The following is a 13260-nucleotide window of genomic DNA, read 5'->3' on the forward strand; positions in this document are numbered from 1 at the left end:
TTCTGCAGCTCTCCTTGTGTCCGGCCGTACGCGCGACGGCCGGTGACGTGGGTGCCGGAGTGGACCGGCACGACCGTCTCCGGGCGGAGGTGCGGGCCGCTCGGAGCAGGTCGATGCTTTCAAGAAGTGAAGGAGATGGGCAGGGGCGGCCGGGTCGTTGTCCGAAACTCATTGAGGGTTCAACCCGTCCCTCAACTCATGCAAACAAAAAGGCACTTGAGGTGACACTTTCCCACAACACCCTCTTGGCCAGCCCTTTTTGTACGTGCCACATGGACATTTCGAGCCACTGGAGGCCATCGGGCGGCGCACCCAGCCCCTGAACGGCGAGGAGCACCTTCACGCCAAGGGTGAATCCCCCGGCGCCCGCTGTACGTCTGCTCGTAACAGAGTGAAGAACAAGGGCTCTTGACCACCCCTGGAATCCAACTGCTTGAACGCCAAGTCCAGTAAGAGCAGGAAAAGTAGGGTTATTTCGCGCGAGTCGTGAGCGGAGGTGCGCGTCGGGTGCCTGAAGGGTGCTCTTCGCACGAGCGGAGGCGGGCCGGCCGAGGCCGGGACGAGCTCGCGCTGAAGAAGGCCGCCGAGACCTCCCGGCGCGGCGAGGACACTCCCGTACCGGCACCCCCTGCCACCGCCCCACCGCCCCGTGCTGCGGCCCGGTCCTGCCGGGCCGCCCGCTCGACGCGGGCGCGGCGCACGACGGCGGCCTCAGTGACCGCGGCCTGGCGGCGGTGCCGTGCGCGGGCCTGCCCGCCCGGCCATCGGCTCCTGGAGCACCGTGGCGAACGGGTTCGGGTCGTGGGCGTCACGCCGGGCCGGGGCCGGCACCGGACCGGGTGCGCGCCCGGGAAACGCCGCGCTTCTGGCGGCACGGGCGGCGTGCGGCACGGCCCGCGCCTGGTTGGGGCCGGCTGGACCCACCGTTCCCGCGAGCGGCCGAGGGCGCGGGGGCGGGGGCGGGGGCGGCCCGGTGGTGCTGCCCCCAGAGCGCTGGACACCGGTCCTTGCCCGCGCGCTCCTCTACCGGCACGGGCCGGCCCCGGCCTCGACCGCGCTTTCCCCACCTCGCCGCTTCGGGGGTGGGACGGCGGGCAGACCGGGCACGGGCCTGTCGTGGCCGACGCCGGGCACGACAGGCCGCAACCGAAGACCAGGCAGCCGCCGCCCAGGAGCGAGCGCGGCTGCGGACCGGGAGCGGCGGGTCAGTGGGGCAATGGGTCCGTGTTATTCGAACTGGGCGCGTCGCTGCCGCTCGGCTGCGTGTGCGCTCCAGTCGGCCGGTGGATACGTCGCCTGTGGAGCCGCGAGGGCCACGTCGACGGCGATCGCGATCTCCTCGTCGAAGAAGCCGAGGTCCCGAACCATTTCCATCGCCCGTACGGTGGCGTCGCCGAGCGGTCGTGCCATGCGGTCCGCACCGGACGGGAAGGCCACCGGTTTCATCTGCGCCATTTCCAGCGCGTGATCGGCTCGGCGATCCAACCCGAGGACGGAGTAGCCGGCGGCCAGAGCGAGCCATTTGAGCGTCTGGGACATGGCGTTGGACAGGCTCGCGATGCCGTGCAGCGTCTGCGTGGGGCTGCCGGCGGTGATGTCCGTGTACGGTGTCGGCCCGTACTGCTCTTCCAGGCGTTTGCGGTCCGCCTCCAGCAGGGAGTGTGCCTCCTCCAGCACACGGCCGATACGCGCCAGCTCGGTCAGGTCATGGGGCATCTCGTTCGTTTCCTTCCGTCAACTGGCCCGACCCTACGAGTGAACACGGTGCGCGCGGGGACTGTCACGCATAGTCGGCTCGATGTGGTGACGGACAGCCGGATCGTGGATGCGCCGGGCCTTCGCGGGAGGCGCCGTTCCGTCCGATGCCGGTCCCGCCCGCGGCCGGGCTGAGGTGCCGGTGCCGGTGCCGGCCGGACTTTCGGACGTACGCGTCGGAGTTGCCGCCGTCCAGGAGAGCGGGAACCAGGAGCGGCGCGCGCTCTTCGACCACTGCCCCGGCACCGGCCTGTCGGCCCCTTCCTCGGTGCGCATGGCCGTACCGTGTCGCGGTGGTCGTACCGTGTCGTCGCAAGCGGTGTCGAATCCCCGTCGTGCCGTACGACGGCCCGTAGGTTGGTTCCATGAGCGATGTCGGAACCCCGGGCGGTTCTCCCGCCGACCTCGTCGTCACCGGGTGTGCGGCCCTGGTGCACGACGGCGCGGAACGGATCGGATTCCGCGAGGACGCCGCGATCGTCGTCCGCGACCGGGTGATCGACGCGGTCACCACGGCAGCCGCCGCGCGGGACGTGCCGGCCGTGACGCGGATCGAGGCGCACGGGCAGGTCGCGCTGCCCGGCCTGATCAACTGCCATACGCACGCGCCGATGGTGGCCCTGCGGGGGCTCGCCGAGGATCTGCCGACGGCGGAGTGGTTCAACGACGTCGTCTGGCCCGTCGAGACCAACCTCACCGAGCGGGACGTGGCGCTGGGCGCGCGGCTCGCCTGCGCCGAGATGATCCGGGGCGGGGTGACCTGCTTCGCCGACCACTACTTCCACATGGACGCGGTCGCCGACGTCGTCGCCGAGTGCGGGCTGCGCGCCCACCTCGGTCAGGTCTACTTCTCCGATCAGGGGCCCCGGGGCCGGGAGGCGTCCCTGGAGTTCGCGCTCCGCCGGCGCGGCGCCGCCGACGGCCGCATCACCACCGCGCTCGCCCCGCACGCCCCCTACACCGTCACCGACGCCGACCTCGCGGACACCGCCGACCTCGCCCGCGCGCACGGCCTGCCCGTCCACATCCACGCCGCCGAGAACCGCGACCAGACCGAGACCAGCCTGGCCCGGCACGGCCGCACCCCCATCGAGGTCCTGGACCGCGCCGGCCTGCTCGGCACCGACCTGCTCATCGCCCACGGCACCGGCATCCTGGAGCGGGACCTGCCGCTGCTGGAACGCACGGGTGGCCGTACGGCGGTGGCCACCGCGCCCCGCGGCTACCTGAAGTTCGCCTGGCCGACGACCACACCGGTACGGGCCCTGCGCGCGGTCGGCGTCCCCGTCGGCCTCGCCACCGACGGCGCCGCCTCCAACAACTCCCTCGACGTGTGGGAGGCCATGGCGTTGACGTCCCTGGTCCAGAAGTCCGCCGAGGGCGATCCGCGCTGGCTGACCGCCCGCCAGGCCCTGCACCACGCCACCACGCAGAGCGCCCGCGCGGTCGGCCTCGGGGACCGGGTCGGGGCCCTCGCGCCCGGCCGGCGCGCCGACCTCGTTCTCGTCGACCTCACCGCTCCGCACACCCAGCCGGTCCACGACCTCGCCGCCACCCTGGTGCACAGCGCCCGTGCGGCCGACGTCCGCACGACGATCGTCGACGGCCGCGTCCTGATGCGGGACCGCGTCCTGCTCACCCTCGACGTGCGAGCCGTCGTACGGGAACTGACGGAGCGGCTGCCCGGACTGACCGCGCGCGACCACGGACGGCGCATCCAGGAGTACGACACCTGACCCGGCCGCCCACCGGGGCCCGGACGTCGCCGGGGCCCACCGGGACCGACGGGAGACGTTCTCTCGGTCAGGGCGCGAAAAGCCCGACTCGCGCGGACGGGGCCGGCGCACCGGGCCTTTTCCACCTTCAGTCCGGGCCGGCGTGACGCAGGCACAGGGCGGCCTGGACGAGGCTCGCGATGCGGGTGGGCGAGCATCGGAGCGTGTGAAGGAGCCGCCGGGACCCGAGGGTGGCGACGGCCTGTCCGACGAGGGCCCGGCTCGCGACGTGGGAGCGCTTGACCGCCTGTCGGCCTGTGGGCAGGGCCTCCCGTCGGCCCCGGCAGGGGCACGGGCTGTGGCGTCGGCTCCGCGTTGTCCCGTGTCAGCGCAGCACCGGACGCAGGCTCCGGCGAGAACACCGATGATGCCGTTCTCGCGGCCACCCGGACGTCGTGGACGGCTCCGGTCAGGTCGGGTGAAGCCCACGGCGGACGGCCGGAAGGACCGGCGGTGACCTGCACGTTCATCCCGTGCTTCTTGCGCTTGCCGGAGTGGGACGGCTGTGGTCCGCGGAAGGTCGGGGCGATCGGCGGGAGCCTGCCGCCCAGCAGGACGTGCGCCTTCACCGAGGCCGCCCCCAGGGCCGGGGCGGGCGAGGCCAGGAGGTCGACGGCTTCGGTGAGGTAGCAGTAGGCGGTGGTGGTGCCGGTGCGAAGCCAACCGTAAGCTGGGCGTAGGGGTGGTCGTTGCGGAGGTGGACGAGGGCGGGCGAGGCCTGCCGGCCGGCACTCGGGCACCGCCAACGGGCGCCGGGCACCCGGCGGTGTTCCCGCAGGCGAGTGGTGCGGACGCGCAGGGCAGAGCCGGACAGGCCCGATCCGGACGGATGGTCAGGCGCACGAAGCCTCTGGTGGAGACGGTTCTTCCTGGCTGAAAACCCATCGACCAGGGGCTTCGCCATGTCGTCAGACCAGCCGCCGCACCACGCAGACAGGTCGGAAAGAACCCCATGCGCCAGCGCGGCCTATCACCTTCATAACCACTAGTCAATATTATTCACCCTTTCAGGGGTCTTATGGAATGAATATTCCCCTTTTCGTGGGCTGGGATTGCGCCAGAGCGCGGATTAATCTGGCCACCGGTCGGCGGCCCCGCCGCAAGGCGAGGGAACCGAAGAGGGTCCCGTCCGGACACTCGACGGCCGATCGTCCGAAGTGCTTCCATCGATCCGTTCCCCTGTCGCGACTCGACAGGAAGAAGGAGAGGCACCATGTCCAAGCTCTCACGCATCGTTGCAGCCGCAGGTCTCGCCGCGCTGATGGGTGGCGCCGTGGCCCCCAGCGCGGTAGCGGCCTCCAGCAACGAACGCAGTTACGAGTGCGTCAACTGGGGTGGCGGCCCCGACCACAAGGTGGACTGCTCCGACTTCATCGACGTCGGCGGCGTCAACATCGGTAACGTCAACGTCGTCGTCTTCAACGACAAGGTGCTGAGCGACAACCAGATCACCGTCCTGGAGAAGTCCCTCAACAACGTGGAGGTCAACGTCGTCGACCTGACGCTCTACCTCAAGAACCTGGAGGTGTCGGTGATCAACGCGTACAAGAGCTTCAACATCGTCCTTTCGGCCGCCAACATCAAGACCTGCGCCACGGACAAGAAGGTGTGCGTCTGACCCCCTGACCGCCAAGCGCGGCGGCTTGACCGTCACACCCTCCCGGGGAGCCGGTGCACCACCGGCTCCCCCTCTCTTGCTGCCGGCCCCCACCACCGCGCCCTCGGCGAAACGCGTGGGTACGGCGGAGACGAAGAAGGAATGGTGGCTGGAGCGCGAGGACCTGCGCCGGGCAGCCGCCCATTTCGCTCGGGAGGCGAAGTGAAGACCTCTCTCTGGGACTTCGCCTCCGCGTACCCCGCCGACTTCGGCGTGAAGCGGCCGTACCGGGTTCTCGGGTGCCCCGCTTCGGCCGCTCGAACCGGGGTGGTTCGTCCTCGTGCGGCGCGACCCGCACTCCCCCGGCGCGCCGGCCCGGGGAGGACGAGGAAGCCAGCGGGCTTCCCGAGCCCGCGGCGAGCCCGGCGGTTCGGCGGCCACACCGAAAACGAATGCCTCGCCCACACCGGACGGACACCAGGGGCGTGGGGCGGCGAGGAGTCCCGTTGATGCGCGCCGCGGTCCGCCCGCACGGCCGTTTCGCCTCCCCGGTCAGCCATCTTTACGGAATCTTTGCCGTTGGGGAACTCGGCGGCTTCCGGGGGCGTTCCCCCAGTGGGCCGCGACGAAGCGCGTCCGAGCATCACGACCGGACAGACAGCAACAGAAGCCGAGGTGGCACCAGTGGCGATGTGGGACCGGATCAAGGACCAGGCCAAGAACCTCCAGCAGTCCCAGAGCGCTCGGGGAGCGGGCGGGCACGGGCTTCCCGGCCAGGGCCAGCACGGTGGCCACGGCTCCGGGCAGGCCCCCGGTGGTTCCAAGGCCCAGCTGGTCGGACTGTTCAAGTCCCAGCTCGCCTCGGTCAAGACCGAGCTCAAGAGCGGTGCCTACCGGGACGCCAGCATGGCGATGTGCGCGTTGGTGGCCGCGGCCGACGGACATGTGGAGCCGGCGGAACGGCAACGTGTGGAAGAGTTGATCCTCTCCAACGAGGTCCTGCAGAACTTCCCGGCGGACCAGCTCCGCCAGCGGTTCAACCAGCATGTGGACAGGCTCGTCGCCGACTTCGGACCGGGCAGGGCAGAGGTGCTGCAGGAGATCGCCAAGGCCGCCAAGAAACCGACGGAAGCCCGCGCGGTCATCCAGACCGGCATCGTCGTCGCCGGTGCTGACGGGTACTTCGAGCCGTCCGAGCAGCAGGCCGTCCGCGAAGCATGCGCCGCCCTGGGTATCCCGCCCGCGGAGTTCGGCATCTGAGCGCCCCCTTCCGCAGCCGCCCCTCCAGGGCCGGACGACCGCGGCCGTGCCGCCTCCGGCCGGGGCCGACGGTCCCGGCGTGGCCCGTGAGGTCGTCGAGCGGTTCCGTCAAGTGGGGTGCCGGGGTTGGCCCGTACGCAGTTGTGCCCATACCGGCCGCGGATCGCCGCTGGTCATAGTCGCAGCAGGTCAAGTGGGGCCGGGACCTGCGCCGACCGCGCGGCGGGCGGACGCTTCCCGGGCCGTCCGGACCGGGGAGCGGTTCGCGACGAAGGGAGGGACCCGCATGCTCGCGCGCGCGGGGAAGGGCGGGCGGGCGCACGGCGCCCGGCGACGACGCCGTGTGCGCGGCGTCGCCCCGCGGCAGGACGGTGGGGCAGCGTGGTGACGTACACGCGCCTGGCGCTCGGGCCGCTGGACGAGGTTCGCGTCTCCGTGCTCCCGCAGCCGGGAGCGACGCTCATGTCCGTGGTCGCCGACGCCTTCGGCGGCCCCGCGCAGGGCGTGCACCCCGCGTGGCGGCGCAAGGTGCGGGAGGCGGTGCCGGGCGACGCGTCAGCGGTGCTGCAGCCGCTGACCGCACGGGACGCCCTGCGGATCCCGCACTGCCTGTCCGCCGCCGCCCCGTTGTGGGAGACCGACCCGGCGGTGCAGTTGGAGCGCCTGGCGGAGCTGTCGCCGGACGTGCTGCTGCACGAACTGGAGACGTGGCGGGAGGACGGTCCGGACGGGGACGGGGTGCGGACCGGTGTTCCGCCGCGGTGGCGGGCGGTGGCCGCGCGCCCGCGGCCGTTCCTCACGGCGTACGCGTCCCTCCTCCGCGCGGTGTGGCAGGTGCTCGCGCCGGTGTGGGACAAGGCCCGGCCGGTGATGGATCGCGAGACGCAGCGCGTGGGCGTCGCGGCGGTGAGCGGGGCGCTGGAGACCGTGCTGAGCGGGTTGAGCCCGCGGGTGGGCTACCGCCCGGAAACCCTGCGGGTGCCCGATCCGCATCCGCGGTGGTGCGGGCTCGACGGCCGACGTCTCGTCCTGGTACCCGTCGTGTCCGGCCACGGCGCGTCGCTGTTCAGCCTCGACCTGCCCGACGTGGTGTGGCTCGGCTACCCGGTCGCCGAACTGTCCTCCCTGTGGGAGGGGGGCCTCAGGCCCGAGTCGGCGGACGCCTTGACGTTCGTCCTCGGCGACCTGCGCGCGCGGATCCTGCGCGCGCTGACGATCACCCGCACCATGGGAGAGCTGGCGCGGACGGTGGCCTGCCCCCTGGCGACCGCGACGTACCACTGCGGGCAGTTGGAAGCCGCCGCCCTCCTCACCCGCGAGCGGCGCAAACAGCACGTCTGGGTCAGTCGGACGGCTCGCGGTGACGCTCTCGTGGACCTGCTGTCGCACGCGGACCCGTGAAAGGACGGCGCGGGTCGCGCCGAGGCGGTGGCACGCGTACAGGACCGCGCGGAGGACACCGGCTCCCGACCGCAGGATCGGCGTACCGTCCCGGCCGACACACCGGGCGTGCCGAGCAGGTGTCCGGCGGTGACGCACGTGCGGGCCGGCGCCCGGTGGCACGCCCGGGCAACGCCGTGGTCCGCGACGGGCACGTGACGGTGCACCGGCGTCCGTACGACGGTGTGGTGGTGCGCCCCGTCGCCGAAGCCGCCGGTCGGGAACGCCACGGCGATCACCCCGACCGCGGGAAGAGGCCCTCCCGCCCCGTCGCCGGGCCCCGTCCGCCCCGCAGCGGAGCCGTACGCTCCACCGGCCCGGGGCCGGGCCCGGTTCTCGGAGCGGCGGTGGCGGCCGGTCCGGCGTCTCGGCCACCGTCGAAGCGACGGGATACGGCCGGGCCACGGTGCGGTCGAGGGGGTGCGGCCTCACCCCCGACCGTCGCGCGGTACCCCCACGGCTGGACCGCCGCACCGTACCGGCCCGGCCCCGGCGGGCGCGGCGCCGCCCGCGCACCCGGGGCCCGGGCACCGGCACCGGCCGACCGGCAGCAGCCCCAGTTCCTGGGCCCGCAGCACGGCACTGAGCCGGTCGGAGGCGTTCAGCTTCCGGTACACGTTCTGCGCGTGCTTGTGGACCGTGCGCGGGGAGCTGCCGAGACGGCGTGCGAGGGCGGTGGCCGTCAGCCCCTGGGCCAGCAGGGCCAGCACGGTCCGCTCACGGGCGGTGAGCTCCGGTACGGGCATCCCGGGTCGCTCCACCACCGCCGACGCCGGGGGCGGGGGCGGGGGCGGGGAGGTGGTGAGCGTATGCGCGTGGACCATCGCCGCGGCCAGGAGGGGCTGGAGCCGGGCGGCCAGTTCGCGCTCCCGGTCGGTGAAGTCCCGTCCGGCCCGGTGGACGAGGAAGCCCAGCACGTGTCCGTCGAGCTGCCGCAGCGGGACGGCGAGGACGTGTTCCGTGTCGAGGGAGCCGCGTAGCACGCTCGCCGTCTCGCTGTCGCGCCAGGCCCTCCCGCCGGCGATCTGCGCGGCCGTCATCGGGGTACGGTCGCGCCCCGCGCCGTAGTGGCCCGCGAAGGGGAACCCGGCCCGCACCTGACGGGACGTCACCGGGTCCAGGGCGGTGGGCCCCCGGTCCCGGCGCCACACGCGCACCTCACCGGCATCCGGCGTCCACCCGCCGCCCTTCATGACGAGCGCCGTCCCGTCCCACAGGTCCAGCATCGTGTCCGCGACGGCCCTCCACACCTCCTGGCCGCTCGGCGCTTCGAGGACCCGCACCGCCAGGTCCACCACCTGTTCGTACCGGCGATCACGTACGAGCGCCGTCGCGTTGTCCATGCACGCTTCGCCCCCTTCCGTCTCCGTGCCCACACCCGCCTCACGGGGGCCGGCAGTCCACTCCTTTCCCATCGCGGGGCGGCAGGCAACGCGGCGGGCGGCTCCGCCTTCGCCGCGCACCGCGACCGGCGCCCGCGTGGGCCGGTTCACGACGGTCCGGCCGGTCGCCGGAGCGACGTGGCGCTGGTCGACGGCGTGGCACGGTGGAGGAGGGGGGTCGACCCCGGCCGCCGTACAGACGAAAAAGGGCCGGTACCGCACCATCGGCACCACGCCGCGTGCGCGCGAAGCCTCCAAGCGCCCCCGTCCGCGCGGGGAAGGGCCCCTCGGCCCCGGTGCGCTCCCACCGCGGGAGGGCGCACTCCCCGTCCGCGCGGGACGGTCCCACTCGGCGGCTGGGCTCGCGCAGGGTGCGACTCCGCTCCTCGCCCCCGGCCGACGAAGCCGCCGGCGCTGCCGCCGGGCCGGTCAGGTCCCGTGCGGTGAGGCTGTGCCCGGTGGGCCGGCTTGGGCGGGGTGGTGGGCCGTCCACGCGTATTCCATCTGGATGGCGGTGCGGCGGGCGAGGTGGTCGCTGACGAGTCGGCTCACGATGTGCAGGCTGGCGTCGATGCCCGCGCTGATCCCGGCCGAGGTGACGATGTCGCCGTCGTCGAGCCAGCGGACGTCGGTGCGCAGTCGGACGTCCGGCCAGCGGCGGGCCAGTTCTTCCTGGTCTTCCCAGTGGGTGGTGGCCGGGCGGCCGTCCAGGGCTCCGGTGGAGGCCAGCAGGAAGACCCCCGTGCAGATGGTGAAGGTCAGCACGGAGGTCCGCCGACGCCGGGCCAGCCAGGCGATGACGTCTGCGTCCGCTTCGACCGCCGTGGTGACGCCGCCGGGGATCACCAGGACGTCGAAGGGCGGATCCTCGTCGAGGGTGTGGTCCGCGAGGACCCTCAGTCCTCCCCGGCAGCGGACCGGGCGGTTGGTCGGCGCGATCGTCAGGACTCTCAGCAAGGGCTCGTCGGCGGTGCCGGCCAGCCGGCCGGCGGTGCTGAAGACCTCGAAGGGGCCTCCCATGTCGAGGACTTCCACCTCGTCGAAGACGAGCATCCCGAAGGTCAGCGGAGCGGTGGTGTCTACGTGCATGCGGCAAGAACCCAGCTTCGCGGACGGAGGGAGGGGAGCTCGTCGGAACGGGTGGTCGAGTGCCGCGGGAGATCCACGGCGGCACCACACCGCACAATAACCACATCTACGACAAGCTGCGGCGCGTCCGCCCCCTTCGAGGGGGTCACACCACACCTTCGGCCGATCTGCCGCATCAAGAGGGTGTCCTGTTGCGCGTCCCCGCGCTCTCACCGCCGGCTCCCCGCCGCCGCCCGTCCCCACGCCGCGCGGCGCCGTGCGGCGTGGGGACGGTCACGCCGTCCGCTCTAAGCGCTGGGGCCCCGCCCGGCAGCCGGCCCCTTCCGCACGGGCGCGACGCAGGGCCGCGGCCTGCGTCACCGTGGCCTGGCGGTGCGCGCCGGTGCCGGCGGGTGCCGTTCTCTCCGCTTGCTCGCGGGCGTCCACGGCGGCCTGCGCCGGGCGTGAGGTGCTCCCCGTCCGCGCGGGGACGGCCCCCGCGCCTGCCCGGCCCCGTGGAAGGGCGTGGCCGTGCCCCCTGCCCGCGCGGGGACGGCCCCCTTCGCGCCTCTGTGGCGAGTCAGGCCGTCGCGCGCCCCGTGCCGCCGTCGGGCGGGGTGGGGTGGGGGAGGCGGTAGGTGAACGGGGGGAGGAAGAACTGGGTGACGGGGCCGACCAGGAGCGCGTACAGGACGGTGCCGATGCCCACGGTGCCGCCGAGGGTCCAACCGATGGCGAGGACCGAGACCTCCAGCACCGTGCGGACGAGCCGCAGGGAGCCGCCCGTCAGCGCGGCAGCGCCCGTCATCAGGCCGTCCCGGGGCCCCGGCCCGAAGCGCGCGCCCACGTAGACGGCGACGGAGAACCCGTTCAGCAGGATGCCGGCCATCAACAGGCAGGCCCGCGCGGGCAGCCCGAGGTCCTCGGGAACGAGGGCCAGCCCGAGGTCGGAGGAGCAGGCGAGCACGACGATGTTGGCGAAGGTGCCGAGCGTGGGGCGCTGCCTGAGAGGCCACCAGGCGAGGAGCACCAGCGCTCCCACAACGGCGCTGATCGCGCCGAAGCTCAATGACGAGTGGTGTTGCAGGCCCTCGTACAGCGTGCTCCAGGGATTGACTCCCAGCGCCGCCCGGACCAGCAGGGACAGGCTGAACCCGTACAGGGCGAGCCCCGTGAGGAGCTGGGCGAGGCGCCGCGCGGGCCGTACGTCGAGGGGCAGGTAGGTCAAGGGCGGCGCGGTGTCCCGGCCCGTGCGCCGACGCGGTCGCCGCGTGGTGGCGATTCCCATGTGTGCTCCTCCTACGTCCAGGCGGTGCTCCGTGCTGTGCACCTGACGGCAAGTCTGTAAAGTCGACGCCGGGAATCCGCTGGCCAATCAACCGGAAGTGGTATGGGTATGGCGGCTGTCGTGTTCGAGGTGGCCCGGTGAACCAGACCACGCGCGCCCTCACCGGACGTCAGTTGGCCGCTCTGCTGCCCGAGGTGCGCGGGGCCCGGCCCGCCTACCGCCACCTGTCCAAGGCCATCAGCGCGCTCATCCTCGAAGGACAGGTCGCCCTCCACGTCAGGCTCCCCTCCGAGCGGGCCCTCGCGGAGGCGCTCCGCCTCAGCAGGCCGACCGTCACCGCCTCCTACGACCTCCTCCGCGCCGGCGGGTACGCCCGCAGCCGTCAGGGCTCCGGCACCTGGACCGCCCTGCCGGAGGAGGCGCTGCCCCACCACGTCACGCGGGTGCTCCCCGCCCCGGAGTCCACCATCGACCTGGCCAGGGCGGCCCCCTCCCTGCCTCCACGGGTCCTGGAGGAGGCCCTCGGCCGGATCGCTCCGCAACTGGTCCTGCACGCGCGCAGGACCGGGTATCACCCCTACGGGTTGCCGGGGCTGCGGGCGGCCGTCGCCGACAGGTTCACACGGCGCGGCCTGCCGACCGTGCCCGAGCAGATCCTGATCACGGCCGGTGCCCAGCACGCCCTCACCCTCGTCCTGGGGTTGCTGACCGCGCCGGGGGACCGCGTACTGGTCGAGAACCCGTCGTACCCCAACGCCCTCGAAGCCATCCGCCGGGCACGTCTGCGCACCGTGTCCGTACCCGTGTCGGAGCACGGCTGGGACGCCGGGATCATGGAGGCCACGCTCCGCCAGGCGTTGCCGCGGCTGGCCTTCCTCATGCCGGACTTCCACAATCCGACGGGGCTGTCGATGCCCGCGGAGGTCCGGGCCCGGGTCCTGCGCGCGGCCCGGGACACCGGCACCTGGCTGGTGATCGACGAGACCACCGCCGAACTGGCCCTCGACGTCCCGGCGCCCGCCCCGTTCGCCGCCCTCGCCGTGCCGAACGCGGCGTGTCGGGTCATCACCCTGGGCTCGATGAGCAAGACCCACTGGGGCGGGCTGCGCATCGGCTGGCTGCGCGCGCCCTCGCAGGTCGTGACGGAACTCGCCGCCCAGCGCGTCGCCTCCGACCTGGGCGGTTCCGTCCTGGACCAGTTGCTGGCCAACGCCCTGCTCGACGGCGTCGAGGACCTGCTTCCGGCGCACCTGGAACAACTGCGGGTGCAGCGCGCCGCCCTGTCCGGGGCGTTGGAGGAGCACCTCCCCCAATGGTCCTGGCGGCTGCCGTCCGGCGGGCTGTCGATCTGGGTCGACATCGGCGAACCCATCGCGGTCGCCCTCGCCGAGCGGAGCCTGGAGTACGGGGTGCGCATCGAGGGCGGCGCCTGCTTCGCGACCGATCCGGGCGTCCTGGAGAACCGCCTGCGGATTCCGTACACGATGCCGCCCGCCGTCCTGCGGGAGGCCGTGGGCCGCATGGCCGCCGCCCTGGCGGAGGGGCTGAAGGCCCCGTCGGCCACCCGGTGGCCGCCATGGGTCGTGTGACCGGGTCCGACGCGCGGCCTGCCCGGGCTCCGGCCGGGAGGCTGTCCGGCGTACCTGGGCCCGGGCCGGGGACGGATCGCCGCCGGCAGGGACATGCGCGGGGCGA

General features: G+C 73.2%; 9 protein-coding genes and 1 pseudogene. 5 read left to right on the forward strand and 5 right to left on the reverse strand.

The annotated features are described in order from the left end of the window. Nucleotides 1-1227: 1227 nt before the first annotated feature. Nucleotides 1228-1716, reverse strand: a complete 489-nt coding sequence (locus tag RND61_RS03175; protein ID WP_315876070.1) for a hypothetical protein — start codon at nt 1714-1716, stop codon at nt 1228-1230. A gap of 404 nt (nt 1717-2120) precedes the next feature. Here RND61_RS03175 and RND61_RS03180 point away from each other — a divergent pair, with 404 nt between their 5' ends. After that, on the forward strand, nt 2121-3491 hold the full coding sequence (locus tag RND61_RS03180; RefSeq protein ID WP_315876071.1) for an amidohydrolase: 1371 nt from the start codon (nt 2121-2123) through the stop codon (nt 3489-3491). A 127-nt stretch (nt 3492-3618) separates the two neighbouring features. Here RND61_RS03180 and RND61_RS03185 read toward each other — a convergent pair. After that, nucleotides 3619-4422, reverse strand: a pseudogene (locus RND61_RS03185) (transposase family protein). 321 nt (nt 4423-4743) lie between these two features. On the opposite strand from RND61_RS03185, the gene RND61_RS03190 reads away from it, so the two are divergent. From RND61_RS03190 to RND61_RS03200, 3 genes are all read left to right on the forward strand, one after another. After that, nucleotides 4744-5148 carry a hypothetical protein gene (locus RND61_RS03190; protein ID WP_315876072.1) on the forward strand — a complete coding sequence of 135 codons (405 nt, stop codon included), beginning with the start codon at nt 4744-4746 and terminating at the stop codon, nt 5146-5148. Between the two features lie 663 nt (nt 5149-5811). Then, nucleotides 5812-6387, forward strand: coding sequence for a tellurite resistance TerB family protein (locus tag RND61_RS03195; protein ID WP_315876119.1), 576 nt, complete (start codon nt 5812-5814; stop codon nt 6385-6387). A gap of 381 nt (nt 6388-6768) precedes the next feature. Further along, entirely contained in the window at nt 6769-7788 is a 1020-nt protein-coding gene (locus tag RND61_RS03200; RefSeq protein ID WP_315876073.1) for a winged helix-turn-helix domain-containing protein, read from the forward strand. Nucleotides 7789-8255: 467 nt separating this feature from the next. Here the strand turns inward: RND61_RS03200 and RND61_RS03205 are convergent, their stop codons facing one another. From RND61_RS03205 to yczE, 3 genes are all read right to left on the reverse strand, one after another. Further along, complete coding sequence (locus tag RND61_RS03205) at nt 8256-9170, reverse strand: helix-turn-helix transcriptional regulator (protein WP_315876074.1); 915 nt, start codon at nt 9168-9170, stop codon at nt 8256-8258. A 468-nt stretch (nt 9171-9638) separates the two neighbouring features. Continuing rightward, nucleotides 9639-10298 carry a DJ-1/PfpI family protein gene (locus tag RND61_RS03210; protein WP_315876075.1) on the reverse strand — a complete coding sequence of 220 codons (660 nt, stop codon included), beginning with the start codon at nt 10296-10298 and terminating at the stop codon, nt 9639-9641. Nucleotides 10299-10857: 559 nt separating this feature from the next. Beyond that, entirely contained in the window at nt 10858-11565 is a 708-nt protein-coding gene (yczE, locus tag RND61_RS03215; protein WP_315876077.1) for a membrane protein YczE, read from the reverse strand. A gap of 137 nt (nt 11566-11702) precedes the next feature. Between yczE and yczR the strand changes: the two genes are divergently transcribed. Continuing rightward, on the forward strand, nt 11703-13154 hold the full coding sequence (gene yczR, locus RND61_RS03220; RefSeq protein WP_315876078.1) for a MocR-like transcription factor YczR: 1452 nt from the start codon (nt 11703-11705) through the stop codon (nt 13152-13154). Nucleotides 13155-13260 lie beyond the last annotated feature (106 nt).

This window comes from Streptomyces tamarix, assembly GCF_032423885.1.
GTDB classification, from domain to species: domain Bacteria; phylum Actinomycetota; class Actinomycetes; order Streptomycetales; family Streptomycetaceae; genus Streptomyces; species Streptomyces tamarix.